The organism is Agrobacterium salinitolerans (assembly GCF_027498475.1).
Classification (GTDB): domain Bacteria; phylum Pseudomonadota; class Alphaproteobacteria; order Rhizobiales; family Rhizobiaceae; genus Agrobacterium; species Agrobacterium salinitolerans.
The window spans coordinates 1,685,396-1,710,899 of the sequence record NZ_JAPZLN010000001.1; the positions used below are offsets into that span (position 1 = coordinate 1,685,396).

28 protein-coding genes are annotated in these 25,504 nt (G+C 60.5%); 6 read left to right on the forward strand and 22 right to left on the reverse strand.

Going from position 1 to position 25,504, the window contains the following annotated elements; all coding sequences use genetic code 11:
- Positions 1–110: 110 nt before the first annotated feature.
- From O9X91_RS08010 to rplU, 8 genes are all read right to left on the reverse strand, one after another.
- Positions 111–695, reverse strand: coding sequence for a nicotinate-nucleotide adenylyltransferase (locus O9X91_RS08010; protein WP_077983633.1), 585 nt, complete (start codon positions 693–695; stop codon positions 111–113).
- A 42-nt stretch (positions 696–737) separates the two neighbouring features.
- The gene (locus O9X91_RS08015; protein ID WP_162520496.1) at positions 738–2,024 is read right to left on the reverse strand and encodes a glutamate-5-semialdehyde dehydrogenase; all 1,287 of its coding nucleotides are present in this window, start codon (positions 2,022–2,024) and stop codon (positions 738–740) included.
- Positions 2,017–3,186 carry a glutamate 5-kinase gene (gene proB, locus O9X91_RS08020; RefSeq protein ID WP_142912913.1) on the reverse strand — a complete coding sequence of 390 codons (1,170 nt, stop codon included), beginning with the start codon at positions 3,184–3,186 and terminating at the stop codon, positions 2,017–2,019. The genes O9X91_RS08015 and proB overlap by 8 nt, the downstream gene beginning before the upstream one ends.
- The gene (obgE, locus tag O9X91_RS08025) at positions 3,183–4,253 is read right to left on the reverse strand and encodes a GTPase ObgE (RefSeq protein ID WP_077983635.1); all 1,071 of its coding nucleotides are present in this window, start codon (positions 4,251–4,253) and stop codon (positions 3,183–3,185) included. The genes proB and obgE overlap by 4 nt, the downstream gene beginning before the upstream one ends.
- A 168-nt stretch (positions 4,254–4,421) precedes the next feature.
- Positions 4,422–5,012, reverse strand: coding sequence for a GNAT family N-acetyltransferase (locus O9X91_RS08030; protein ID WP_142912912.1), 591 nt, complete (start codon positions 5,010–5,012; stop codon positions 4,422–4,424).
- Positions 5,009–5,641, reverse strand: a complete 633-nt coding sequence (locus tag O9X91_RS08035) for a GNAT family N-acetyltransferase (RefSeq protein ID WP_077983637.1) — start codon at positions 5,639–5,641, stop codon at positions 5,009–5,011. Before O9X91_RS08035 ends, O9X91_RS08030 begins: the two co-directional genes overlap by 4 nt.
- 131 nt (positions 5,642–5,772) lie before the next feature.
- Entirely contained in the window at positions 5,773–6,042 is a 270-nt protein-coding gene (gene rpmA / locus O9X91_RS08040; RefSeq protein ID WP_003492686.1) for a 50S ribosomal protein L27, read from the reverse strand.
- A 40-nt stretch (positions 6,043–6,082) separates the two neighbouring features.
- Positions 6,083–6,397 carry a 50S ribosomal protein L21 gene (rplU, locus tag O9X91_RS08045; RefSeq protein WP_003492690.1) on the reverse strand — a complete coding sequence of 105 codons (315 nt, stop codon included), beginning with the start codon at positions 6,395–6,397 and terminating at the stop codon, positions 6,083–6,085.
- Between the two features lie 329 nt (positions 6,398–6,726).
- On the opposite strand from rplU, the gene O9X91_RS08050 reads away from it, so the two are divergent.
- Complete coding sequence (locus O9X91_RS08050) at positions 6,727–7,167, forward strand: metallopeptidase family protein (RefSeq protein WP_003492693.1); 441 nt, start codon at positions 6,727–6,729, stop codon at positions 7,165–7,167.
- 18 nt (positions 7,168–7,185) lie between these two features.
- Here O9X91_RS08050 and O9X91_RS08055 read toward each other — a convergent pair whose 3' ends face one another.
- The 3 genes from O9X91_RS08055 to O9X91_RS08065 are packed head-to-tail and all read right to left on the reverse strand — an operon-like array spanning position 7,186 to position 8,465.
- Entirely contained in the window at positions 7,186–7,392 is a 207-nt protein-coding gene (locus O9X91_RS08055) for a DUF1737 domain-containing protein (protein ID WP_063951515.1), read from the reverse strand.
- Complete coding sequence (locus O9X91_RS08060) at positions 7,389–8,300, reverse strand: HpcH/HpaI aldolase/citrate lyase family protein (protein WP_142912911.1); 912 nt, start codon at positions 8,298–8,300, stop codon at positions 7,389–7,391. The genes O9X91_RS08055 and O9X91_RS08060 overlap by 4 nt, the downstream gene beginning before the upstream one ends.
- Before the next feature lie 12 nt (positions 8,301–8,312).
- Positions 8,313–8,465, reverse strand: coding sequence for a hypothetical protein (locus tag O9X91_RS08065; RefSeq protein WP_162520489.1), 153 nt, complete (start codon positions 8,463–8,465; stop codon positions 8,313–8,315).
- On the opposite strand from O9X91_RS08065, the gene O9X91_RS08070 reads away from it, so the two are divergent.
- The 3 genes from O9X91_RS08070 (at position 8,410) to leuB (ending at position 10,740) form a co-directional block, all read left to right on the forward strand.
- The gene (locus O9X91_RS08070; RefSeq protein ID WP_137412341.1) at positions 8,410–8,640 is read left to right on the forward strand and encodes a hypothetical protein; all 231 of its coding nucleotides are present in this window, start codon (positions 8,410–8,412) and stop codon (positions 8,638–8,640) included. The two genes, O9X91_RS08065 and O9X91_RS08070, sit on opposite strands and share 56 nt — an antisense overlap.
- A 160-nt stretch (positions 8,641–8,800) precedes the next feature.
- Positions 8,801–9,406, forward strand: coding sequence for a 3-isopropylmalate dehydratase small subunit (leuD, locus tag O9X91_RS08075; RefSeq protein WP_077983639.1), 606 nt, complete (start codon positions 8,801–8,803; stop codon positions 9,404–9,406).
- A 221-nt stretch (positions 9,407–9,627) separates the two neighbouring features.
- Positions 9,628–10,740 carry a 3-isopropylmalate dehydrogenase gene (gene leuB / locus O9X91_RS08080; RefSeq protein WP_142912910.1) on the forward strand — a complete coding sequence of 371 codons (1,113 nt, stop codon included), beginning with the start codon at positions 9,628–9,630 and terminating at the stop codon, positions 10,738–10,740.
- Here leuB and O9X91_RS08085 read toward each other — a convergent pair.
- From O9X91_RS08085 to cobA, 3 genes are all read right to left on the reverse strand, one after another.
- Positions 10,721–11,971, reverse strand: a complete 1,251-nt coding sequence (locus tag O9X91_RS08085) for a cytochrome-c peroxidase (RefSeq protein ID WP_142912909.1) — start codon at positions 11,969–11,971, stop codon at positions 10,721–10,723. The two genes, leuB and O9X91_RS08085, sit on opposite strands and share 20 nt — an antisense overlap.
- 222 nt (positions 11,972–12,193) lie before the next feature.
- Complete coding sequence (locus tag O9X91_RS08090) at positions 12,194–13,510, reverse strand: cobyrinic acid a,c-diamide synthase CobB (RefSeq protein ID WP_142912908.1); 1,317 nt, start codon at positions 13,508–13,510, stop codon at positions 12,194–12,196.
- The gene (gene cobA, locus O9X91_RS08095) at positions 13,507–14,295 is read right to left on the reverse strand and encodes a uroporphyrinogen-III C-methyltransferase (protein ID WP_142912907.1); all 789 of its coding nucleotides are present in this window, start codon (positions 14,293–14,295) and stop codon (positions 13,507–13,509) included. The genes O9X91_RS08090 and cobA overlap by 4 nt, the downstream gene beginning before the upstream one ends.
- Before the next feature lie 57 nt (positions 14,296–14,352).
- Here cobA and O9X91_RS08100 point away from each other — a divergent pair, with 57 nt between their 5' ends.
- Positions 14,353–15,483 carry a cobalt-precorrin-5B (C(1))-methyltransferase gene (locus tag O9X91_RS08100; RefSeq protein WP_162520495.1) on the forward strand — a complete coding sequence of 377 codons (1,131 nt, stop codon included), beginning with the start codon at positions 14,353–14,355 and terminating at the stop codon, positions 15,481–15,483.
- On the opposite strand, the gene cobM is transcribed toward O9X91_RS08100, so the two are convergent.
- Genes cobM through cbiE form a run of 3 tightly spaced genes read right to left on the reverse strand, consistent with a single transcriptional unit; the run spans position 15,438 to position 17,898 of the window.
- On the reverse strand, positions 15,438–16,211 hold the full coding sequence (gene cobM / locus O9X91_RS08105) for a precorrin-4 C(11)-methyltransferase (RefSeq protein WP_142912906.1): 774 nt from the start codon (positions 16,209–16,211) through the stop codon (positions 15,438–15,440). The two genes, O9X91_RS08100 and cobM, sit on opposite strands and share 46 nt — an antisense overlap.
- Positions 16,211–16,627, reverse strand: coding sequence for a cobalamin biosynthesis protein (locus O9X91_RS08110; RefSeq protein ID WP_162520514.1), 417 nt, complete (start codon positions 16,625–16,627; stop codon positions 16,211–16,213). Before O9X91_RS08110 ends, cobM begins: the two co-directional genes overlap by 1 nt.
- Positions 16,621–17,898: a precorrin-6y C5,15-methyltransferase (decarboxylating) subunit CbiE gene (gene cbiE / locus O9X91_RS08115; protein WP_077983645.1), complete on the reverse strand. Its 1,278-nt coding sequence runs from the start codon at positions 17,896–17,898 to the stop codon at positions 16,621–16,623. Before cbiE ends, O9X91_RS08110 begins: the two co-directional genes overlap by 7 nt.
- On the opposite strand from cbiE, the gene O9X91_RS08120 reads away from it, so the two are divergent.
- Entirely contained in the window at positions 17,897–18,679 is a 783-nt protein-coding gene (locus O9X91_RS08120) for a cobalt-precorrin-6A reductase (RefSeq protein WP_142912905.1), read from the forward strand. The two genes, cbiE and O9X91_RS08120, sit on opposite strands and share 2 nt — an antisense overlap.
- On the opposite strand, the gene O9X91_RS08125 is transcribed toward O9X91_RS08120, so the two are convergent.
- From O9X91_RS08125 to cobN, 5 genes are read right to left on the reverse strand one after another with little or no spacing between them, the layout of a single operon-like run.
- Complete coding sequence (locus O9X91_RS08125) at positions 18,646–19,407, reverse strand: precorrin-3B C(17)-methyltransferase (RefSeq protein ID WP_142912904.1); 762 nt, start codon at positions 19,405–19,407, stop codon at positions 18,646–18,648. The genes O9X91_RS08120 and O9X91_RS08125 overlap by 34 nt on opposite strands.
- A complete protein-coding gene (locus O9X91_RS08130) occupies positions 19,404–20,171 on the reverse strand; it encodes a precorrin-2 C(20)-methyltransferase (RefSeq protein WP_269833836.1) in 768 nt (255 codons plus the stop codon). The genes O9X91_RS08125 and O9X91_RS08130 overlap by 4 nt, the downstream gene beginning before the upstream one ends.
- Positions 20,168–20,800, reverse strand: coding sequence for a precorrin-8X methylmutase (locus tag O9X91_RS08135; RefSeq protein ID WP_137412348.1), 633 nt, complete (start codon positions 20,798–20,800; stop codon positions 20,168–20,170). Before O9X91_RS08135 ends, O9X91_RS08130 begins: the two co-directional genes overlap by 4 nt.
- The gene (gene cobG / locus O9X91_RS08140) at positions 20,800–22,152 is read right to left on the reverse strand and encodes a precorrin-3B synthase (protein ID WP_269833835.1); all 1,353 of its coding nucleotides are present in this window, start codon (positions 22,150–22,152) and stop codon (positions 20,800–20,802) included. The genes O9X91_RS08135 and cobG overlap by 1 nt, the downstream gene beginning before the upstream one ends.
- Positions 22,152–25,502 (reverse strand): cobaltochelatase subunit CobN, encoded by a 3,351-nt coding sequence (gene cobN, locus O9X91_RS08145; RefSeq protein ID WP_269833834.1) that lies wholly within the window; start codon positions 25,500–25,502, stop codon positions 22,152–22,154. The genes cobG and cobN overlap by 1 nt, the downstream gene beginning before the upstream one ends.
- Positions 25,503–25,504: the final 2 nt, after the last annotated feature.

Consider the following 25,504-nt stretch of genomic DNA (forward strand, 5'->3'; position numbering starts at 1 on the left):
CTGGCGACGCGATTCTCTGCGTCACACAATAAAGGTGGCATCAAAGCATTAACTTTTCAAGATATGGACCCATCCACACCCGGCACATACATCATTTGTGATCGAAGTCGTCATTTACGACCGTTACGCAACGCCGTGGAGCTGAGCGTCGAACGCGGCCCATGAATGAAAACCCAGGCAGGCGCCGCTTTTTTCCACAAAACGCCGGCATCGTCCTCATCCACCCGTGCATGGCTGAAGGCCTGCGCCATGGTGGAGGAGAGATAAGAGAGCGTGGAACCCGGCCGATCGATCACGGCAATCGGAAATGTCTCGGCGATCCGCCGCCATTTCTGCCAGCGATGGAAGCTTTTCAGATTGTCTGCTCCCATGATCCAGACAAAACGGACATGCGGATTTTTCGCCTTCACCTTGGCAAGCGTATTGGCCGTATAGCTCATGCCCAGTGATTTTTCGAAAGCCGTCACCTTGATGCGTGGATCATGGACCAGCTTTTCACAGGCGGCAATGCGGTCTTGGAGGGATGCCAGTTCGGAGCGGCTTTTCAGAGGATTACCCGGAGTGACGATCCACCAGAGCTGATCAAGACCCAGCCTGCGCAATGCAATTTCCGCCACCAGCGCATGACCGGCATGCGGCGGATTGAAGGAACCGCCGAAAAGCCCGACGACCATGCCGCGCTCCACATGCGGCATGGTGAGATAACGTCTGTCGAGGCGCTTATCGGCCGGCAAATATCAGGTCCGTGTCTGGCCGGTGCCATGCACACGGTATTTGAACGATGTGAGCTGCTCGACGCCGACAGGACCGCGTGCATGCATCTTGCCGGTGGCGATACCAATTTCCGCACCCATGCCGAATTCGCCGCCATCGGCAAACTGCGTGGAAGCATTATGCAGCAGAATGGCCGAATCGAGTTCGTTGAAGAACCGCGCGACCACCTCAGGGTCCTCAGCGATCACAGCCTCGGTGTGGTTGGACGAATAGGTGCCTATATGCTCGATCGCACCCGAAATACCCTCCACCACGGCGACCGAAATGATCGCATCGAGATATTCGGTGCGCCAGTCCTCTTCCGTTGCCGGTGTGAGACCCGCCACCACATCGCGAACGGCCTGCGAACCGCGCACTTCGCAGCCAGCTTCGATCAGGGCTTTGACGAGCGGCGTAAGATGCGTGGAAATGGCAGCGGCGTCCACCAGCAATGTCTCTGCCGCGCCACAAATACCCGTGCGGCGCATCTTGGCATTGACGACGATACGTTTTGCCATGTCGAGATCGGCGGATTTGTCGATGTAGACATGACAAATACCTTCCAGATGGGCAAAGACCGGCACACGGGCTTCCGACTGTACCCGCGCCACGAGACTTTTGCCGCCGCGCGGCACGATAACGTCAACCGTGCCGTTCAATCCGCTCAAAAGCGCGCCGACAGCGGCGCGGTCGGTCACCGGCACCAGCTGAATGGCATGCTCGGGAAGACCGGCGATCTTCAGCCCTTCCACGAGGCAGGCATGGATAGCACGCGATGAATGTTGCGAATCCGAGCCGCCGCGCAGGATGACGGCATTACCCGCCTTAAGGCACAATGCGCCGGCATCCGCCGTCACATTCGGACGGCTTTCGTAGATCACGCCGATGACGCCGAGCGGCGTGCGCACGCGCTCGATCTTCAGCCCATTGGGACGATCCCAGGCGGCGATGACTTCACCGACTGGATCGAGCAGCACCGCAACCGAACGGATGCCTTCGGCGATACCGGCGATCCTTGCATCGTTGAGGGTCAACCTGTCCACGAAGGAAGCGGCAAGGCCTGCGCTTTCCGCCGCAGCCAGATCTTTCCTGTTGGCGGCAAGGATCGCATCTCTGGATGCCTCGATGGCGGAGGCCATGGCAAGCAGCGCGCGGTTCTTCTGGTCTGCGCCGGCAATGGACAACGGTCGCGAAGCAGCTTTCGCCTGAGCGCCGATGGTGATCATCAGCGCGTCAATATCATGGCTTTGCTTCACGGCCTGTTCAGGCATGGACCTCATCCTTCTTTACATTTTTAACTTTGACGGCAGCGCCCGTCATGACCAGATCGTCACGATGAATCATGGCCGCTCGCCCGACATAACCGAGGATCGCCTCGATTTCGTTGGACTTGTGGCCGATGATGAGGCGCGCTTCCTCTGCATCGTAACCCGCAAGACCACGAGCGACTTCACGGCCTTCCGCGCCCATGATGGCAATGGCATCGCCGCGTCCGAAATTACCCTTCACCTGCCGCACGCCGGCAGGAAGCAGGCTTTTACCGGCATAAAGCGCCTTTTCCGCGCCGGCATCCACATGGATTTCACCGGCCGGCTGCAGTTGCCCGGCAATCCAGGTCTTGCGCGCCGTCACCGGCGTGCCCGATGGTGCGAACCATGAGGAGCGCGCGCCATTTTCAATGGCCTTCAGCGGATTGAGCGTCTTGCCCGAAGCGATGATCATGCCGCACCCGGCAGCTGTCGCGATCTTGCCCGCGTCGATCTTGGTGCGCATGCCGCCGCGTGAAAGCTCGGATGCCGCGCCACCCGCCATGGCTTCGATTTCGGGCGTGATATCGGCAATCGTCTCGAGAAATTTCGCATCGGGATCGAGATGCGGGGGTGCCGTATAGAGCCCGTCAATATCCGACAATAGCACCAGAAGATCGGCACCCGTCATGGTCGCCACACGCGCCGCCAGACGGTCATTGTCGCCATAACGAATTTCGGTGGTCGCAACCGTGTCGTTTTCATTGATGATCGGGATGGCGCCGATCTTCAGCAACTGGTTGATGGTGGCACGCGCATTGAGATAACGGCGACGCTCTTCAGTATCGGAAAGCGTCAAAAGAATCTGACCGGCAACGATCTCATGCCGCGACAGGCTTTCCGACCATGCCCGCGCCAGCGCAATCTGGCCGACAGCCGCCGCCGCCTGGCTTTCTTCCAGCTTCAATGCACCGGAGGGCAGGCCAAGCACGGTGCGGCCAAGCGCGATGGCGCCCGACGACACAACCTGCACATCTGCGCCATTTTTCTTCAGCGCGGCGATATCCTCGCAAATGGCGTCGAGCCAATCTTTTTTGAGACCGGTCTTCCGATCCACCAGAAGCGCCGACCCAATCTTGATGACGATCCGGTGATGGCTCGCCAGCGGCTTGCGCGTCAGGCTCATAGGCGGTCGTCCTCTTCCTCGGCCTCGCTGTCCTCATGCGGCATCGACCGGTCCGGCAGAGCGGTTTCGCCGCCATTGCTCGCCGACACAATAATATCGCGAAGGGCGCGCAGCGCTTCCGTCATCCCGATATGGGCGGCAGCGGAGAGAAGGAGCGGGGGACGGCCGCAGGCCTTCTCCAGTTCCTTGGCCTTCTTTTTCAGCTCTTTTTCATCCAGCACGTCGATCTGCGACAGCGCCACGATTTCCGGCTTGTCAGTCAGCCCGCCGCCATAGGCGTCCAGCTCAGCCTTGACCGTCTTATAGGCCTTGCCGACCTTTTCTTCCTGTGCAGAGACGAGGTGGAGAAGCACGCGGGTACGCTCCACATGGCCGAGGAAACGGTCACCGATGCCCACACCCTCATGCGCGCCCTCGATGAGGCCCGGAATATCGGCCAGCACGAATTCGCGGCCATCGATGGTCGCGACGCCCAAGTTTGGGTGAAGAGTGGTGAAGGGATAGTTGGCGATCTTCGGCCGCGCACGGGTGACCGTCGCAAGGAACGTGGATTTACCCGCATTGGGCAGACCGACGAGACCGGCATCGGCGATCAGTTTCAAGCGAAGCCAAACTGTCTTTTCCTCGCCTGCGAGGCCGGGATTGGCATGGGTGGGAGCCTGATTGGTGGACGACTTGAAATAGGCATTGCCGAAACCGCCATTGCCGCCGGCGGCAAGACGAAAGCGTTGGCCTTCTTTCGTCAGATCGACGATCAGCGTCTCATTGTCTTCCTCGAAGATCTGCGTACCGACCGGCACCCTCAGCACCACATCTGCGCCCTTGGCACCGGTGCGGGTCTTACCCATGCCGTGCTGTCCGATAGAGGCCTTGAAATGCTGCTGAAAGCGGAAGTCGATCAGCGTGTTGAGGCCGTTGACCACCTCAACCCAGACATCGCCGCCGCGTCCGCCATCGCCGCCGTCAGGGCCGCCGAACTCGATGAATTTTTCACGCCGGAACGACACGGCGCCCGCGCCGCCATCACCGGACTTGATATAGACTTTTGCTTCATCGAGAAATTTCATCGGACTGCCGTTCTGTCGGTTTGTGGACACATCAGCTCAAGGCGTTGTGCCAACCAAAAATATCGTCGTTTCGAATACAAGCGCTTCTCCACAAGGTCAAAGACTATCGTGCGGGAAGCGCGTGCGTGAGACAAGGCCGGTTTGCGGCAACCGGCCTTGTTTTGATTGTCAGCGGTGCTGCAGAACGAAATCCTCAGCCGTGATCGCCGTATCGATATGCGCCACCATCGCAGCACGCGCCGTGGCGTAAATCTGGTGGCAGCCGGTCACCCGGAAGCCGAGTTTCTCCTGCACACGCAGCGAAGCGGGGTTATCCGCAAACACACCGGAATGAAGGGTCACCCCCGGCATGCGGCGGAAGAACCGCTCCACCACGCCAGCCACCGCCTCGGTCATGTAACCCTTGCCCCAATAGAAGCGGTTCAGCCAGTAGCCGAGATGCCACTCGCCATGCCGCAATTCTACCGAAACGACACCGATCAGGGTATCGTCACCGCTGGTGATGGCGAAATCCCAGTCGGGCAGGGTGCCGGAGGTGCGCAGCACCAGCCATTCCAGCGCATCCTGCTTGTGATAGGGCGCAGGAACGCGAGCAAGCATCCTGGTCACGGCAAAATCGCCGAGCGATTCCGCGATGCTGCCGGCATCGGAAAGCCGCTGCGGACGCAACACCAGACGCTGCGTCTCGATGACGGGGCAGGGGCCGGGCGGTGCCATGGTGGTGGCAGTCCGGCGACGGGTCAGTTCGAGCGCGCTCATCCCATGTCCCCCCAGCTCTTCAGCGAAACCCAGGTCTTTCGGTCCAGCCGGTACCATTCAACCGGCACCATGCCGCCAAGCGCCAGCGAACCGACCATGCCGGAACCCTGGAACTGGAAACCGCATTTCTGGATGACGCGGCGCGAGCCAATGTTGGTGACCCGGCAACGGGCGTCGATCTGGTCGATTTCACGCGTGCGGAAGGCCATGTCGATCAGCGCATGCGCCGCTTCGGTCATGTAACCGTGGTTCCAGTAGGGTTCCCCCAGCCAGTAACCGATCTCCAGCGTCTTTTCGTCTTCCTGGGGCTCGAGCGCGCAGCAGCCCAGAAACTCGCCATTGTCCATGCGGGTAATCGCATAGACGCACTTGCCAATCTCGCCAGCTTTGGAGCGTCGCACAAAATCCGCGGCGTCTTTGGCCGTGTATGGGTGCGGCATACGCGACACCATGGTCGCGATATTGGCATTGTTGGCAAGATGGGCAAGGGCGTCGATGTCTTCTTCGTGAGGCTTGCGTAAGACCAGCCTCTGCGACAGTAAAACGGGGCAATCGCTCCTCGACCGATCGGGCCTCGGCCGCTCTTCGGGTGACCGTGATTGGTCAACCCTCAACAATTCAGCTTGCATGGTTCAGTCCCTCCATGAGGTTAAAGAAAAAGGGGAGTTGGGTGGTGCCCCATCTCCCCTGTTTTCTTGACTGAACCTGATACGTCTCAGCCGGGTCGATGGGACACCGGCTGCATATGACGCTTACCGGCTTATTCTGCGGCTTCCGCTTTCGGGGCCACGGATACGAATACGCGGCCATTGGCCTTCGTACGGAAGTTCACGTTACCTGCGGTCAGTGCGAAAATCGTGTGGTCCTTGCCGATGCCAACATTGGCGCCCGGATGCCACTGCGTGCCGCGCTGGCGCAGAATAATGTTGCCTGGAATGACAGCTTCGCCGCCGAACTTCTTTACGCCAAGGCGCTTGGATTCGGAATCGCGACCGTTACGCGAGGAACCGCCAGCTTTTTTGTGTGCCATTGGAGTTCTCCTTTAAACCTTGTTTCCCGTGTCGCGCCGATCAGGCAGCAACGATGTCCGTGATGCGGACGACAGTGTGATGCTGACGATGGCCGCGCGAACGCTTGGAGTTCTGACGACGACGCTTCTTGAAGGCGATGACCTTCTTGCCGCGGTTGTGTTCGACAACTTCAGCCTTGACGATGGCACCCTTGACGAAGGGAGCACCGAACTTGGCGTCGGCACCTTCGCCGACCACGAGAACTTCGGTGAATTCTACAGTTGCGCCTGCCTCTGCTTCCAGCTTTTCGATGGTCAGCACGGCGTCGGCCGCTACGCGGTACTGCTTACCGCCGGTCTTGATGACTGCGAACATTTTTTATCCTTTCATGTTCGTTCCGGCTCTGCCCGCAAATGCAAGCTGGCCGTCTTTTTATCAGTCGGAGTAGCGGAAATCCGTCAGGGCTGATGCCCCTTTGAATGTCTGCCGGTGAAACCGCCATTTGAAAGGCGGCATAAACAGAAGGCGCACTACGCCATCAATTTGGGTGCCGATTACGCGAGACGCCGGTTTATGTCAAGATGAAGACGGCCTGAAAAGTAACTGTAACGCCAAGAATTTCATGCTTTTTCGGCAGGTGCGGCAGTCAGGTCTCGAAATTTGTTCAGCAAGTGTTTATATGGGCCTTCCAACAAGGAGCAGAAATGGCCCGCATAGACCAGACCGACGATTGGCGGGACCGCCACGCGCCGACACTTTCCGCCTTTGAGTCGCTGGCGATCGAGGCATATGGCCACCTGCCGGAAGAATTTCGCGCACTGACCAAGGATCTCATCATCGAGATCGCGGATTTTCCGACCGACGATGTGTTCGAGGACATGGCGCTCGAAACGCCCTTCGATCTTCTCGGATTGTTCGAGGGTCGCGGCATCTCCGAACGTTTCACGATGGAAACGGGCGAGATGGTGAACCGCATCACGCTTTATCGCCGTCCCATTCTCGATTATTGGGCCGAGAACGAGGAGACGCTGGGCGATATTATCACCCATGTCCTCATTCACGAAATCGGCCACCATTTCGGCCTGTCGGACGACGACATGGAGCGGATTGAAGAAAGCGCCGACGAGGCCGCCGCCGAACGCTGATCGGGGCGGCTGCCGCAGCTATTGCTCGCCGAGCTTCATGTCTGGATGGTATTCCTTGCCCTCGACGACCTTGGTCACGGCCTGTCCGCAATGCATGACGCCGGCTGCAGCGTTAAAGGCGTAGCTTGGCGAACCCGCCAGTTCCCAGCCCTTGTTCAGAGCTTCGGTAACGCGATGACAAAATTTGGCGTCGTCGGGACCGGTGATGAAACGATAGACCTTCACGTCTCTTTTTCCTTTCTTGCCGCGATGATATCGGCCATGGCGACCAGCCTCTCGGCTTCCGCCACATGCAGCCGCTCGATCATGCGTCCATTCATGTTGATGACGTTCAATTCCACAGATCCGGGCCCTGCGAAAGCGGCAATGATCTGGCGTGCGTCGCTTACTGCCGCCTCGTCCGGACCGAAATGGCGATTTGCAGCTTCAATCTGGGCCGGATGGATCAGCATCTTGCCGTCGAATCCCATCGCCCGCCCCTGGGCACATTCCGCCTCGAAAGCGGCGATGTCGCGAAAATCATTCGACACGCTGTCGATGACATCAAGACCATAGGCGCGTGCGGCAAGCACGACCTGCATCATCCAGGGAACGAGATAAGTGCGTCCGGTCGCGTCTGGAACCCGGGTTTCCTTACGCAGATCGTTAAGACCGATAACAAAGGCAGCAAGCCGCGAATCCGGCGTATGTGCGGCATCAGCGATTGACGCGGCGTTCAGCACACCAAGCGGCGTCTCGATCATCGCCCAGATTTTCAGCGCCTCAGGCGCATCGGCCTCGGACAGAAGATCTGCCAGATCATGGATGGCAGCAGGCTGCTCCACCTTGGGCAGCAGCACCGAATCCGGCTTGCAGGAAAGGACAAGCTGCAAATCCGCTTTTCCATCCGGTGTCGAAAGCGGATTGATGCGGATAATGGCTTCCCGAAGACCGAAAGATCGCTCGGAGAACAGCTTTTCAAGATTATCCCGCGCCTTCCCCTTCATCCCGGGAGCAACGGAATCCTCGAGATCGAGGATGAAGCCGTCACAGTCGAGCGCCGGAATTTTCGCCAGCGCACGTTCGTTGATCGCTGGCACCGAAAGGATGGAACGGCGGGGTCTTGCAAGAATATTTTCTGAAAAACTGACCATGCCGCACTTGTGTCAAGCTTTTGTGACATCTGCAAGCTGACAATCCACCGAATCCTCTTGCAAGCCGGAAGAAGAAGGCCCACATTCGTCTGGAAAGAAAGGTTGAATCATGCAAGGCATCCGTTCATTTTTCATCGCCGCCTCCGGTATCGCAATTTTGGCCATGGCGGCTCTTTTCACGGCGTCGCTCACGGTGGCTTTCATCGGCGTACTCGCCGTTCTCAGTGCAGCCCGAATTTTGTCGGCGCGCCTGAAGCCAGCTCCCATTCCGGTCAAGACCCGCAACCAGCGCGACATGCGCGTCTGGAACGACGGTAAGGGCACCATTATCGATCTCTAAGATCGGTTAGCCGAGAAAAACGCCGGTGCGCCACATATGGCGTACCGAAGAACGGGTGTTTGCGCTTCTAAAGTTCCGCGTTTTAGAGTATTTCGAGGCCTGAACGCCGGGAAGCCGCTGCTGGCTCTGAACCCGTCATCGGAAATACGGAAAGCGACAGATGGAAAAATTCACCAAGCTGACGGGCGTCGCCGCGCCCATGCCAGTGGTCAATATCGACACCGATATGATCATTCCGAAAGACTATCTGAAAACCATCAAGCGCACCGGCCTTGGCAAGGGCCTTTTTGCCGAGTCGCGTTATCTCGAAGATGGTTCGCCCAATCCGGATTTCGTACTGAACAAGCCCGCTTATCAGAACGCCCAAATTCTTGTCGCGGGTGACAATTTCGGCTGTGGCTCGTCGCGCGAACATGCACCATGGGCCCTTCTCGATTTCGGCATCCGCTGCGTCATCTCAACCAGCTTCGCCGACATCTTCTACAATAACTGTTTCAAGAACGGCATCCTGCCTGTCGTCGTCAGCCCCGAGAACCTCGAAAAGCTGCTGGACGACGCCTCGCGCGGCTCGAACGCCGTTCTCTCCATCGATCTGGAGCGCCAGGAAATCAGCGGCCCCGATGGCGGCACGATTTCCTTCGAGATCGACGAATTCAAGCGGCACTGCATGCTGAACGGTCTCGACGATATCGGCCTGACTCTGGAACATGCCGGTGCCATTGACACGTTCGAAAAGGCAAACGCCTCGGTCCGCCCCTGGGCCTGACCACATTTCCGCTCTTCAAAAAAGCCGATCCCGTACCAAACCGTACCGGATCGGCTTTTGCTTTGCTTGAAAAGCCCCTGAGGCGGAGATAAGAAGCCCCCGATCCCGTCCGGCTGCAATACGACTTGGCATGCGCAGGACGGAACGAGTTTGACGCCGCGCTCGCCGCCATCGAAAACCCTTCGTGATGTTTTCCGGCGCGCCGCCCAAGGAGGGTTCTCATGACAGTCCGTTCGCTTTTCCTGCTGCCCGGTGATGGTATCGGCCCTGAGGCCATGGCCGAGGTCCGCAAGCTGATCGATTATATGAACAGCGCGCACAATGCCGGCTTCACCGTTTCGGAAGGCCTCGTCGGCGGCTCTGCCTATGACGCCCATGGCGTGGCCATTTCCGATGCGGATATGGAAAAGGCGCTTGCCGCCGATGCGATCCTGTTCGGCGCCGTCGGTGGTCCGAAGTGGGATGGCGTTCCCTATGAGCACCGTCCGGAAGCGGGCCTGCTGCGCCTGCGCAAGGACCTCGAACTTTTTGCCAATCTGCGCCCGGCCATCTGCTACCCCGCACTTGCCGCTGCTTCCTCGCTGAAGCCGGAACTGGTCGAAGGTCTCGATATTCTTATCGTTCGCGAATTGACGGGTGGCGTTTATTTCGGTGAGCCGAAGCAGATCATCGATCTCGGCAACGGCCAGAAGCGCGGCATCGACACACAGATCTACGACACTTTCGAGATCGAGCGTATCGCCAGCGTCGCCTTCGAACTGGCCCGCACCCGCGATAACCGCGTCTGCTCGATGGAAAAGCGCAACGTCATGAAATCCGGCGTGTTGTGGAACCAGGTGGTCACCGAAACCCACGCCGCCAAGTACAAGGACGTTCAGCTGGAGCATATGCTGGCGGATGCCGGCGGCATGCAGCTGGTGCGCAAGCCCAAGCAGTTCGACGTGATCGTCACCGACAACCTCTTCGGCGACATGCTCTCTGACGTCGCCGCCATGCTCACCGGCTCGCTCGGCATGCTCCCCTCGGCCTCGCTCGGCGCACCCGATGCCAAGACCGGCAAGCGCAAGGCCATGTATGAGCCGGTCCACGGCTCGGCCCCTGACATTGCCGGCAAGGGCATCGCCAACCCCATTGCCATGATCGCGTCCTTCGCCATGTGCCTGCGTTATTCGTTCAACATGGTAGATGAGGCAACGAAGCTAGAGACGGCCATCGCCAACGTGCTCGACAAGGGCATCCGCACCGCCGACATCATGGCCGATGGTTGCCGTCAGGTCGGCACGACTGACATGGGTGACGCGGTTCTCGCCGAATTCAAGGCGCTTTCGGCGTAACGCCTGACGAAACCGGCTGGGCAGTCGGCGCGTTCGTCTGCCCATCTTCCTTCGGCAAAAGATGCTCATATCTTTTGTCAGTCAGAGTCTTCAGAAAGGCGACGATGGCGTCCACACGCTTGTCGTCCAGCGCCGGCGCGGATGTCAGTTCCGCCATGGCGATATTTTCAGGCACTTCCGGCGCATCCCACGTCTTGCCCGTTTCCGGATTGATCTGGCGGCTCGGCTTCTTGCTTTTATATTTCACGTAAAACAGCACCACCGTGCGCAAATCCTTGAACACGCCATTATGCATGTAAGGACCGGTGACGGCGACATTGCGCAGCGTTGGCACCTTGAACTTGCCACGCTGGGCGGCATCGCCGGCAACTTCGGGATTTTGCGCCAGTCCCAGATCAACCGCGCTCGGTTTGGAGCCGTTTGCAGCCCGGACCGACGTATTGGCGGGAACGCCGATGTTGAAATATTTGTGGTTGGTGAAGAGGCCGTCTTCCAGACCCTTGGCGCCACGGATTTCATGGCATGTATTGCAATTGGTGAATTGCGTCGAGGAGATCAGGACCCGACCCAACTCTTCCTGATCGGTCAGCTTCTCCTCGCCGCGAAGGAAGCGGTCATATTTGGAATCGAAGGTGGAGAACTCGTCCGAGCGCTCGAAGCTCGCAAGCGCTTTGGTCATTGCGGCATAGGCGATCTCGTCGCTCTCAAAAACATCCTTGCCGAACTGCGTGCCGAAAGCCGCGACATAATCCGGGTTTTCCCTGAGCCGTTTGACGACCGAGGCCTTGTCCGGCATGCCCATTTCGAGGGGATTGAGCGGCGGACCGCCCGCCTGATCTTCAAGCAGGGAGGCGCGGCCATCCCAGAACTGCCCGCCGACATACTCTCCCGCCGCATTCCTGCCGAAGGGCGGCGTAAACCTAGCATAAGCTGCAGTGGGCGCGTTGCGGTCGCCCAGCGAAATCCCATCGTCGCCGACAGATACGTCCCGCCCGACCTTATCGCTCTCTCGCGCATCGGAAAAACCGGCAGCCTGCATATGGCAAGTGGAACAGGCCATGGTGCGGTTCATCGAAAGGTTGGGATCGTCGAATAGCGCCGCACCGAGCTTTTCCAGCGTTGCGTAATCTTCACCGCCGTGGGCAGCCATACCATCGACACCGGTGCCCAAGAGGGCCAGCAGAATGGATGCGGCAAAAGCAGCGGAGACAAAAAATCCGGGTTTCATCATCGATAGGCACGCTCGATATAAATGCGCGAGGGCAGGTTCGGACCGGGACGTATGAAGCGGCTTTCGATCCGGCTGCGCTTCACCGAACATGGATCACGGCAGACACCTCCGCTCTTCCATGCCCTATAAAGAAATCTATAGCACTTTCCTGTGGGCCAAGCCTACAAACTTTCGCAGCTTTGTCCACTTTGCCGCAGGTCCACGGACAACACCCGGAAACGATCAACCGCCTTTGGCGATGGCGTGGAAAAAAGTCCCCGAGACAAGACCTCTCCGGCCGCCCGATGGCCCGAGCGGACGACCCTGCCCGTCAGCAATCTGGGCGAAGGGCTCATCGCGGCCGGGATCGGTAACCCGCGCATAATGGAATTCATGGCCGCGCAGAACATCCCGCGCCGTGCCGAGCGGTCCGCTTGCCGCGATTGTCGCCTGCCGATAGCCGAGATTCATCTTGCGCGTCGCAAAGCTGGTGGCATGCGACAGAAGTCCGGTCATGGCATGGGTCACACCATCCGCATCTTCCAGCGCCTCGCCGAGCACCATGTAGCCGCCGCACTCGCCATGAACAGGTTTTGTCGCAGCAAAGCGGGCAAGGCCTGTCTTGAAACCAGCCGCATCCGCAAGTTTTCCGGCGAAAAGCTCGGGATATCCGCCCGGCAGCCAGCAGATATCGCAGCTTTCGTCAGGCGCCTCATCCGCGAGCGGCGAGAAGGGCACTATCTCGGCCCCGGCTGCCTGCCAATGCTTCCTGAGATGCGGATAAAGGAAAGTGAACGCCGCATCCTCCGCCAGCGCAATGCGCTGGCCGGGCGGTGCAATCGCCGTATCTACAGAGCCAGAAGGCACATTCACCGGCGCGGCGAGAGAAAGCAGGGCGTCTAGATCGATGGATTTTTCCATCACATCCGCCAGCCGTTCGATATGCGCATCGATTTCGGGATGTTCGCTGGCCTGCACCAGCCCCAGATGCCGTTCGGGCAGGATGAGCGAAGGATCACGCAACACGCAGCCGGCAAGGGGAAGGCCGATTTTCTCGATGGCTTCCGTGCACAGCGTCCGGTGTCTTTCACTGCCCGCCCTATTCAGCACCACCGCCGCCATGGTAACGGCCGGATCGTAGTGGGCAAAACCATGGGCGACGGCAGCAGCCGTCTGCGACTGGCCGGAGACATCCAGCACCAGCAACACGGGAATACCGAACAGCCGCGCCAGATCCGCCGCCGAACCCGTGCGATTTTCCGCAACCGGAATACCGTCGAACAGCCCCATGGCGCTTTCGATCAGAACAAGTTCCGCGCCATCGGCCTGCTGCGAAAACAGATGCCGCAGCAAGTCCGGCCGCATGGCCCAGCTATCCAGATTGAGACCTAGCGTGCCGGTGGCGAAGGCATGGAAACCGGGATCGATATAATCCGGCCCCGTCTTGATGCCGCGCACCTTGATACCCCGTCGAGCAAAGGCCCGGAGCAGGCCGATAGTCACGCTGGTCTTGCCGGAGCCCGAGCGCGGCGCGCCGATAATGATCGCCCGCGCTGTCATGAGCCGGAAACTCCAAGTCGCGCCCGCATCGATACAATCTCGCCGATAACAATTAAAGCCGGCGCTTCGAAATTTTGCCTGATTGCATCGTCAGCTATACTTTCCAAAGTGCCGATGAAAATCCGCTCCTGCGCCGTCGTCGCAGACGTGATGACGGCGACCGGCGTTTCGCCGGAACGGCCGCCCTGCATCAAAAGACCGGCGATCGTGCCGATGTTCTTCAGCCCCATGTAAACGACGATGGGTTCGCGTGTTTTCGCCAGCGCCAGCCAGTCAAGATCCTCTTCGGTGCCCGCCGCGTGGCCCGTGGCCAGCGTTACGGCGCGGCTGATGCCACGCATGGTGGCGGGGATGCGGGCGGAAGCAAGCGCGGTGAACGACGAGGTCATGCCCGGCAATATGCGAAACGGAATACCAGCATGGACAAGCGCCTCTGCCTCTTCCCCGCCACGCCCGAAGATAAAGGGATCACCGCCCTTCAGCCGCAGCACCTTTTTGCCTTGGCCGGCGAAATCGATCAGCGAAGCGGTAATGTCATCCTGCGTTGCGGAGGGCTTGCCACCCCTTTTGCCCGCAAAAACAATCTCTGCCTGCGGACCAAGCGCAACGACATCGTCGCTCACCAGCGCATCGCGCACGATGATATCGGCCTGAGACAGCGCGAGCGCCACTTCCAGCGTCAGATAACGCACGTCGCCCGGCCCGGCCCCCGCGAGCCAGACGTGACCGGCCTCAAAGACCGGACCTTTTGCGGCGATGCTGTTTAAAATCTGCGGTATCGACATTTTTTTGGCTGCTTTTTAACGATGACGGAAAAAGCCGTCCCGGCTATAGAAATTCATATGGATACGGATGGAAAGACCCTTCGCCGCGGCTGGACCACGGGCACCTGCGCGGCGGCCGCCACGAAGGCGGCCTGCGCTGCCCTTTTGACCGGCGAATTTCCTTACCCTGTCGAGGTCGAACTTCCAAGCGGCGCGAGGCCCGCATTTTCCCTCGCCATCGAGGAAAAGGGTGATAATTTCGCCCGCGCCGGTGTCGTCAAGGATGCGGGTGACGATCCCGACGTCACCCATGGCGCGCTGATCGAAAGCACGGTCAGACGAGGTCAACCGGGAAGCGGTATCATCTTCAAGGCCGGGAAGGGCGTGGGCACCATCACCCGGCCGGGCCTGCCCCTGCCGCCGGGAGAACCCGCCATCAATCCCGTGCCGCGCAAGATGATCGAAACGGCCATTCGCGAGGTGGCCGGAGAAAGTACCGATTTCGAGGTCGAGATTTCCGTCCGCGATGGCGAGAAACTGGCGGAAAAAACCCTGAACGGCAGGCTCGGCATCGTCGGCGGTATTTCTATCCTCGGCACCACCGGCATCGTCATTCCGTTTTCCTGCTCGGCGTGGATTCATTCGATCTGGCGCGGCATCGATGTGGCGCGCGCCACCGGCTGCACCCATGTGCTGGGCGCTACCGGCAACACCTCCGAAAAAGCCGGGCAGGCGCTTTACGATCTTCCGGAAACCGCGCTTATCGACATGGGCGATTTCATCGGCGGCATGCTGAAATACCTGCGCAGCCATCCGGTCGAGCGGGTGACGATCGCGGGCGGCGTCGCCAAGATGACTAAGCTCGCCCAGGGAATGCTCGACGTGCACTCCAAAAAGGGATTGGCCGATCTCGATGCGCTGGCGGCATTGGCGCGGGAAGCCGGAGGAAATGAAAATCTCGCCATTGCCATCCGTCAGGCCAACATGGTCGCGCACGCCTTTGAGCTGGCCGAAAGCGCCAAGATAGATCTCGGTGCGGTCGTTGCTGAAAAAGCCTGGGTAACCGCAGCGGCAGCGCTGAAGATGCCGGCCATTGCGCTCGATATTCTGGTGTTCGATCGTCAGGGCGCGCTCAAGGGCCGCACCGCCTCCACGCCGTCGCATCAGCCTTTCGCATCTTCCTTCGGAGACCGGAACCGCCGAACATAGTCGGTGCTATAAAGCGCGCTTTCACGAAAATCAGTCGAGGCAATCCCACGTCCGACGAAGATCAGGGCCGTCCGCTCCACCGGTTCGGCTGCGAGCTTGTCCTCAATGTCGAACAGCGTTCCTCTGATAACCCGCTCATCCGGCCAGGACGCGCGAACGACGATGGCGACCGGGCAATCCGAACCGTAAAGCGGCGTCAGCTCTTCCACCACCTTGCCGATGGCATGAATGGCGAGATGGACGGCGAGCGTTGCGCCCGTCGCACCGAAAGCCTTCAGCGTCTCACCCTCCGGCATCTTCGATGCGCGCCCGGAAATGCGGGTCAGCACAAGGCTCTGCGCCACTTCCGGCACGGTCAGTTCCCGCTGCAAAGTGGCGGCGGCGGCGGCAAAGGACGGCACGCCCGGGGTGACGGTATAATCCAGACCCAGCCGCTCCAGACGGCGAATCTGCTCGCCCATGGCGCTCCAGACGGAAAGGTCGCCGGAATGCAGCCGCGCCACATCCTTTCCGGCCTCCGCTGCGGCCACAAATTCCGCCTCGATCTCATCCAATGAAAGCGCGGCCGTATCGACGATGCGGGCGCCCGGAGGACAATATTCAATGAGCGCTTTCGGAACCAGCGAGCCGGCATAAAGGCACACCGGGCAGGCGGCGACAAGATCGCGCCCACGCACCGTAATGAGATCGGCGGCGCCCGGACCGGCGCCAATGAAATGAACCGTCATTATTGTTCTCCATGTTCGATGGCGCTGCTGCTTTTCTGCGGGGCGTCGTCAGTCGTTGCGATGGCCACCGTGACATCGTCAACCACAAGACGCGGCGCAACCAGCCTTGCATTCTCTCCGGCGGCGGCAAGCGCCGCCGCTTCGCTCACACTTGGCGAGCCGGCATGATCAAGGCTCGCCTGTGAAAATGTCATTGTTTTCGAAGCAACCGCCTCGAGCCGTTCCTGCGATACGATCTCAAGCGACAGCGACAGGCTTTTCGCCGCTTCCAAAAGACCGGCTTCACCGGCTTTGAGCGGCGCGGTCGCCAGGCATTCCGCCGTCACGTCAAAAGCACGTTCTGCGGCACGTACGGCGGCAATGACAGCAGCGGGACCCGTGCCTCTGCGACAACCTATGCCAGCCACGGTCACCATGGCTTGGTCCAGCTCCATTGCGTCACCGGCATTGCCGGACGCCAGCCCGACATGGAACCGACAGCCGCCACCCGCGACACATCCAGACGGATCATCGATCCGCCGTGCCGCGCATGGGCGGCAAGCAGAATGGCCTCCATTTCCAGCGTCACCGCATTGGCGACCAGCCGCCCGCCGGGTTTCAGGGCCTCCATAGCCCCCTCAAGCACACCGTCTTCACTGCCGCCGCCGCCAATGAAAATCGCATCCGGCTTGGCCAAGCCTTCGAAAGCCGCAGGGGCCGCGCCGATCATGACCTCAAGCGCCGGAACACCGAAAGCTTCGGCATTGCGAGCGATACGCTCCGCCCTTTCCGGGTGTTGTTCTATGGCGATGGCGCGGAGCGAGTGGTGCGACAGCATCCACTCTATGCCGATCGAACCCGAACCGGCACCAACATCCCACAGCAACTCGCCCCGCCGTGGGCCAAGAGAGGAAAGTGTCACGGCGCGGATTTCACGTTTGGTGATCTGCCCGTCATGTTCGAACAGGCTGTCATCAAGCCCACATGTGAAAGGCAGAACGCGGGCGCCATCGGCCGCGACGACGTCAATCCCCACCACATTCAGCGGGTCGATGTCTTCAAACGAGAAATCGGCCGCCCTGACCTGCCGCCGCCTCTCCCGCTCTCCGCCCAGGGCTTCGAGCAAAATGAATTCCGACTGGCCTAAACCGAGATCAGACAGCAGATTTGCAATCAAAGCCGGCGCATGCGCGTCAGACGTCAGGGCGATGATGCGCGCACCCCCATGGAGATGCGGGCGCAGAAGATCGACGGAACGGCCATGCAACGAAACGCACTCGGTTGATTGCAGCGCCCAGCCAAGCCGCGAGGCGGCAAGCGAAAAGGCGGAGGGCGAGGGATGACAAACCGTCTCGTCCGCCTCGATTTGCCGCAAAAGCGTGACGCCGACGCCGTAAAAAAACGGATCGCCTGACGCCAGCACACAAACGCGCCTGCCACGCAGCGCCACGACATCGCTCATCTCGGTGTCAAAGGGCACCGGCCAGCGCTGAGCGTCACCGCGAATGGCCGCAGCCGCCAACTCCAGATGGCGTTTGCCGCCAAAAACCACTTCGGCCGCTTCAATTGCCTCAATTGCCTTGCTGCCCAGCCCTTGCAGCCCGTCCTCACCTATGCCGACGATGGAGAGCCACGGCTTTTCTTTCTTTTCGGTGGAAGCCTCATTTTTTGTGGAAGCCTGGCCCGTTCCGGAATATTCAGACGTCATGACACGCTCCATACTCATCCTTGGCGGCACGGCGGATGCCCGGATACTGGCGGGCAGGCTGGCGCAGGAATCCTGCGACCGTATTCTCCTCTCCATGGCCGGCAGGACGCTCTCGCCGGTGGAACAGCCAGTGCCGATGCGTAGTGGCGGCTTCGGTGGAGCTAGCGGTCTTGCGGATTTCATTCGCACCGGGGATTTCGATATTCTCGTGGACGCCACCCATCCCTATGCGGCGAAAATTTCCGCCAATGCCATTGAGGCGGCGCGGCTCGCCAGAGTTCCGCTGGTCGTCCTTTCGCGTCCTGCCTGGCAGCGCCAGCCGGGTGACAGGTGGCATGAGGTCGACACTGTCGAACAGGCTGTCGCCGCGCTCGGCAGCGAAGGCAGACGCGTGTTTCTGGCTTTGGGACGGCAGGAGCTTCTTCCTTTCGAAACCGCGCCCCAGCACAACTATCTCATCCGCAGCGTCGACCCGGTGGAGCCGCCACTGAAACTGCCGCATGCGCGCTATATTACCGCGCGCGGCCCCTTTGCGCTGGACGACGAAATCCGCATGCTGGACGAAAACCGCATCGAGACGGTGGTCTCGAAAAACTCCGGTGGCAGCGCGAGCTATGGTAAGATCGAAGCGGCGCGACGGCTCGGCCTTCCGGTCATCATGATCGACCGGCCGCGACAGCAAAACGACGCGCCCCTGAATGACGTGACAGTGCCGGACATTGCCGCTGCGCTCACCGCCATTCGCCATCAGCTCTCTCTTCTCGAAAAACGCGGCGAATAAACCAGCGGTTCCTTGCCGGAACGTTCAATCAGACGGGTTTCAACCGAGCCGACGATGATGCAGGTAGCCATATCCGCCATATCGCTCGAAGCTTCCGAAAGAGGCACAACCCGGATACGCTCATCCGTCCGGCCTGCCGCGCGACCGAAGATCACCGGCACCGAACCGGGCAAATGCGCCCGCAACAGATCAAAAGCGGTCCCGAGCTGGTGCGGCCGTGCCCTGCTGACGGGATTATAGAACGCCATTACAAAGCCTGCTTCTGCCGCCGCGATCAGCCGTTTTTCAATGATGCCCCAGGGTTTCAGATTATCCGATAGCGAAATGGCGCAGAAATCATGGCCAAGCGGCGCGCCGGCTCTCGCAGCGACCGCCAGCATGGCTGTCACACCCGGCACGAAGGAGAAATCGATATCGCGCCATTCGGCGGGGCCGCTTTCGATCGCCTCGCAAACTGCCGCCGCCATGGCGAAAACGCCCGGATCGCCGCCGGACACCACGCACACCTTGCCGCCGGAAGCTGCAAGCCGCAGAGCCTGCTCGGCGCGGGAAATCTCCTCGCGATTGTCCGAAGCGTGGCGACGCTGGTCCGGCCGAAGCGACAGCCGGTCAATGTAAGGGAAATAACCGAAAAAATCGTCCGAAGCTTCAACGGCAGCGAGCGCTTCCGGCGTTATCTGGGCCTGACTGCCCGGGCCAAGACCGACGACGACGAGCCTGCCCGTCATGACTTTTCACCAGCCAAGGGTCTTGTTTTCCAGCCAGGAACCAGAACCAGCGAAAAATATGGAGCAGGCGACGCATCGCGATCGACAAGCCGCACCGCATGGCTGTTGGCCATGGTGCCGCGCTCGACATAAAGCGCGTCTTCAAGCTTGCCAGCCTTTTCCAGCGCCCGGCGGATTTTCGGCAGGTTGCGCCCGACCTTCATGATGACCGCCCCATCCGTTCCGGAAAGGCGGTCCGTCAAAACATCTTCTCCAAGTGTACCGGGAAGCACGCTTAAAATATCGTCGCCTTGCACCAGCGGCAGGCCAGCCATGGACCAGCATCCCGACATGGCGGTGATGCCAGCCACGACCTCGACGGGATAAGACGGCGCCAACCGCAGATGCAGGTGCATATAGGAGCCATAAAACAGCGGATCGCCTTCGGAGAGCACGGCAACATTTCGCCCAGCCTCGAGATGCACGGCAATATCCTTCGCCGACTGATCGAAAAAACCCGCGATGGCATCTTTGTATTCATCGCCGTTTTTGTCGCTTTCGACGGTTACCGGGTAAACCAGCGGCATTTCCAGCGTGCCCGGACGAATGAAGGCTTCGACAATACCGCGACCGTTGCCGCTGCTTCCCTTCTTGCAGAAGAAGGCGAGAACATCGGCACTTTCGATGGCACGCACGGCTTTCAGCGTCAAAAGCTCCGGATCGCCGGGACCGGTGCCGACGCCAACAAGCTTGCCCTTGGGATGTTCAAGGAGTGCCGCGCTCAAAGGCCCGCCCTCGCAACCGCGTTGATCGCAGCGGCGGTCATGGCCGAGCCGCCGAGACGCCCCTTGACGATGGCGTAGGGAATAGCGAGCGAACTTGCCTCTAGGGCGTCTTTCGATTCCGCCGCACCCACAAAGCCAACGGGCATGCCAATGATGGCCGCCGGGCGGGCATCGCCTTTTTCCAGTATTTCGAGGAGATAGAACAAGGCGGTTGGTGCATTGCCGATCGCGACAAGCGCGCCATCCAGCTTGTCCGCCCACAGATCAAGGGCGGCAGCGGACCGTGTGTTGCCTATCCGTTTCGCAATATCGGGCGTGCGAGCATCGCGAAGGGTGCAGATAACCTCATTGCCGGCCGGAAGGCGCGCGCGCGTCACGCCATGCGCCACCATCTCAGCATCGCAGAGGATAGGCTTGCCAGCGAGGAGGGCGGAACGCGCAGCGCCAACGAAATCGGGCGAAAAGCGGAAGTGGCTTGCCGCCTCCACCTGGCCACAGGCATGGATCATACGAATGGCGATATCTGCCTGTTCATCGCTGAAGGCGGACAGATCCGCTTCTTCACGGATGATGGCGAAGGAGCGTTCATAGATCGCATTGCCATCGCGAATATAGTCATAGTCGGTCATCAGTCATCCTGTCGAAGCGCCGCGCCGATTACTCCCGTGCCCAGACGGACAAGAAAGGTGGCAGCGTTTTCTCCGGGCTTATGTTCTTTTTCGTAAAGACGGGCAAGCCGCGAAAGCGCCGTCCTGCGATGCTGAAAAGGTAAAATGCCATTGGGCGCGTCGCCGGCGCGGCCCGAAATAGAAAATGCCAGGCCTTCAGCAGTGCCGGAAAACGTCAGAAGCGCCGGTCCTGGATGGGCACATCCCTTGCCACAGCCGGAAATATGAAGCGTGAAAGAGCCATCCAGCAGGGAAGGGCATTCTTCAGCCGCAAAGGCGGCCAACTCATGGGTGGCAAAGAAGGCCGACCCACAACGTGGCGCGCCCGAGCACACGGCAACGGAAGAGCGCGCGTCCCCGAAAGCAGTGATAACACCCGTCTCGCCCGCCACCGCAAGCAAATCGCGGCAGACCGTAGAAGGACCGAATAATAGCAGGCTATGGTTTGGCGATGGCCGCAACGTTTCGATACCGAGCGCATCGGCCTGCTCGCAGAGCTTCGCCAGATCGGAAGCCGGGAGTTGCCCGAAAGCAGGTGCGATGCCGACAGCAAAGCGATCCTCTCCCGTCGTCATCAGCCCCAATGGCAGAGACGTGTCCGTAAGTTCATCGGCAATCTCTCCAGCCAGCAGACGATCTCCGCAGATCGACCTCGTCGCTGCAACATCCAGATCGCGGCCGCGGGCAAGCGGTCCTTGAGCAGCCAGATGGACGAGCAGAGAGACAACTATATCCGGCGCCGCGTGCGTCTCGATCAACCCTGCCCTCAGCGCCTTCGGCTGCGGCCCGCCAAGCATCAATTGCCAAAGGGTTCTGCCACCCAGAGACGCCGCCTTCAGGCGAATATCGGCCAGCAAACCATCCAGAGACAGGCGACCGCCACCATCAATGACGACCGACATCTTGGCGGCGAGTTTTTCATGAAGTCGAAGCCTGCCGGCTTCTCGCCGAATTGCTGCGGCAAGCGGGCGGGCATCGGCAATTTCCGTATCATCCCGACCGGCGAGAGGCGAGGTCTCTATCGCAAGTCCGTGACGAAGCGGCAGGTCCAGCGCCAGTACCTCCTTCTCCAGCGCAATCGCACTGTCGGGCGTCAGACCGCGAAACTGCACCCCGCCGCGGGCGGTGATGTCGATCAATCCGTTGCCATGCCGCTCAGCAAGATGGCAAAGCGCCACCATCTCGCGCGGCGATATATCAGCCTCAAAAGCAATTCGCGACAAAAACCCGTCGCCTGTCCGCATGGGGGCGGAAAGGGCGGGGCAGACGCCACGGCGGCCAAACGGCTGAACGGTATCAACGGCAGCGGCCATCACGCCTTTCTCCTTTCGGAAAACGGCAGGATCAGCATTTCCAGTTCGGCATCAACCGCGTTGCGGCGGCTATGCCACAACCCGCGACGGCGCGCGGATAAAAAGCGTTCGGCCATCACCCGCGCCGCTGTCGGGTTTTCCCGCAGAAGAAAGTCGCGCACGGCCTCGTCGCCCAAATAGGCGTCGTAGAGGCATTCGATCAGAGATGAGGACACGACATGCGTCGTCTCCGCAAATCCGATCAGGCGGTCAACGGTTTCAAGCAGTTCCGCGGCACCACGCGGCCCATGCCGCATCTGGCCGGCGATGAAGCGCGGGTTGACGGCGCGTGCCCGCACCACACGCGTCAGCGCCTGCGAGATCGTCCGCGCACGCGGGCGGGCCGGATCGGTCGTATCCAAGGCAACGATATCGGCAATATCCCCGAGCGCAGCCTTCGCAGCGGAAAAACCGCCAATGAAGGCGACATCAGACGAACCGTCGAGCAAATCCCGACCGGGATCATCGCCGGTATGAACGAGAAGATCGGCCCGGCGCACAAGTTCGGTAAAGCCGGCATCCTCAACGATGTCGAGTCCATCGGCGCCGCCAAAAGCATGGTTTGCAGCCTCGAGATATGCCCGCCCCAGCTCCTCGCGTTCCTCCCAGGTACCGCCCGCCAGCTTTTCCTCGATACCCGCGCCATAGGTGCCGGGCGCAGAACCGAAGATGCGCGCCGGGATATGCCCGAGCGCTGCGGCCTCCTCCGCAAGCGGATTGTCGCCCGGCGCTTCATCCCTGCGCGCGACGGCTTTGGTGGCGGCGTCGAGAAGCGCGATCAGCGCCGGAAACATGTCGCGGAACAGCCCGGAGATGCGGAACGTCACATCAACACGCGGTCGCCCGAGGCTGGCGGGCGGCAAAACCTCGATACCGGTGACACGACCGGTAGCGGGGTCATGCATCGGCCTTGTCCCCATCAGATGCAGCGCCTGCGCCACATCCTCACCGCCATTGCGCAGGCTGGCGCTGCCCCAGAGATCGAAGACCAGGTGCTTCGGCCAGTCGCCATGGCTCTGTAGATGATGGCGCAATACTTCTTCAGCTGCCATTTTGCCGAGTTCAAATGCCGTCGGCGTCGGCATGGTGCGGGGATCGGCGGCATAAAGGTTGCGACCAGTGGGCAGCACATCGAGCCGCCCGCGCGCAGGTGCGCCGGAAGGGCCGGGAACGATATGCAGGCCATTGAGCGCGGCAATCAGGGCGGCTTTTTCCGATTTGGCGCTTTCAAGCCTCAGAAGGTCGGTCTCACCCTCGGCACTGCGGCCAAAAACATGCTGGCCGTCCTTGATCGCAAAATCCTTGAGGTCGCAGAGAAAAGCATCGATGCGCGACAGCGCCGCATCTGGATCATCTTTCTCCACCACGCCCGCTTCCGCCGCAAGCCCGGTCTCCAGCGCCTTTTCAACGATCAGTTTCGCCAGCCGGTCACGCCGGCGGCGATCCAACCCATCCGCCTGCGCATATTCATCGACCAGTTGCTCCAGCGCCGACTGCTCCGGCGAAAGCCCGGCATTCACGAGTACTGGCGGAACATGGCCGATGGTCACGGCCGCGATGCGCCGCTTGGCGACCGCCGCCTCGCCCGGATTGGAAACGATGAACGGATAGACCACCGGCAGTGAGCCGGTGACAATTTCGGGAAAACAATTGCAGGAAAGCGCTACCGTCTTTCCGGGCAGCCATTCCAGCGTTCCATGCGCGCCCACATGCACGATGGCATGCGCACCCGCAATCCGCTGCATCCATGCGCCGAAGGCAACAAGCGCGTGACGTGGCGGCAGGGCGGGGTCGTGGTAGTCCACCCGACGATCGTCATCGCGGCCCCGGTCCGGCGCGAGCGCCACGAACACTTCGCCGAAACGTGCGGCGCGGAACCGGAACGCGCCATCGACGAATGCGTCGTCATCGATTGCCGCGCCCCATGTCGCGTTCACGGATGCGGCAGATGCCGACGGCAAGGCGGAGAAAAAAACCTCGTAGGTGGAAAGATCAATTGCCGCTTCCTGTTGTTCGACGCAGGCGAGCAACGCCCGCGCAGTCTCAGGAATATCCTCGACCGTATAGCCAGCCCCGGCGAGATCCTGCATCATTTCGAGAACGCTTTGCGGCACATCGAGACCGACGGCATAACCGGTTCGCCCGGGCGCCGCACCGGGATAGTCCGGCATCAGAATAACGATCCGCCGATCCCTTGGAGCGGCATTCCGCAGCCGCAGGAAAGCGGCGATGCGATTTGCCGCCTGCTCGATGCGATCAGCCTCGGGTACATTGAGCAAACTCGCGCCGCCATCCACACGCGCCTGTTTGAATGAGATCGCACCGACGAGAATCCGGCCATCCAGCTCCGGCAGGACGACATGCATGGCGAGATCGGAAGGATTGAGACCGCGCGCATTTTCCGCCCATCCGTCCCTCCGCGTCGTCGCCATCACCACCTGAAACACCGGAACGCCCATCCGGTCAAACAAGGTTGCCCCGTCATCATCCGTCTGACTGGCGAAGGCGGTGGCGGCAATGATGGCGGCGGGCTTCAGATCGGGCAGCGCCGTTTCGAGGAAACGGATCGCTTCGCCATCCTTCAGACCACTGACAAAAATCGGCAATGGCGCAAAGCCGCGCTGCGAGAGCGCCTTAAAAAGCGCGTCCACCGGTGCGGCATCTGCCGCCAGAAGCATGGAGCGGTAAAACAGAATGGGCAGAACGGGCACACCTTCGGGAAAACCCGCGCAGGCTTCCGCCCTATCCACAACGCCCCTGCCGGGCCGGTAGAAACCGGCTTTTGGTAGCGGCTCGGCTTCGATATCCGGCCATGCCTCGGCCCTTGCAAGAGCGGCGAGACCAAGGGCAAGCCGATCCATATTCTCTTGCCCACCCTCACGGAAGAAGGAGAGGACCGAGGCCAAAATCCGCCGATCGACGGTCGAGGCCGCTTCCAGTTTCTCGTCCCTTTCGCTGCACTCACCCGGCAAAAGCAGAAGCTTGATGCCACGCCCGTGCGCAAGGATGGAAAGCTGATCGACGCCGTAACGCCAGCGTTCCGCGCCGCCGAGAATCCGGATAAGAATAACCTTGGCATGTTCCGCCGTCTTTTCGACCCAGAGATCGACCGACATGGGATGCCGAAGCTCGGAGAGGTTGGCGGCTGACAGGGAGGGGAGCGCCCCCCCTGTTCGCCGCCAGGCCTGTTCCAGCCCGGCAAGATCGCTTGCCGAAAAAGACAGTATCACCACATCAGACCGGGGCTGGTTGAGATCAACCGGCTCGATCAGATCGTCCAGAGACGAGGATGTGGTAGCGAGGATGTGCATCG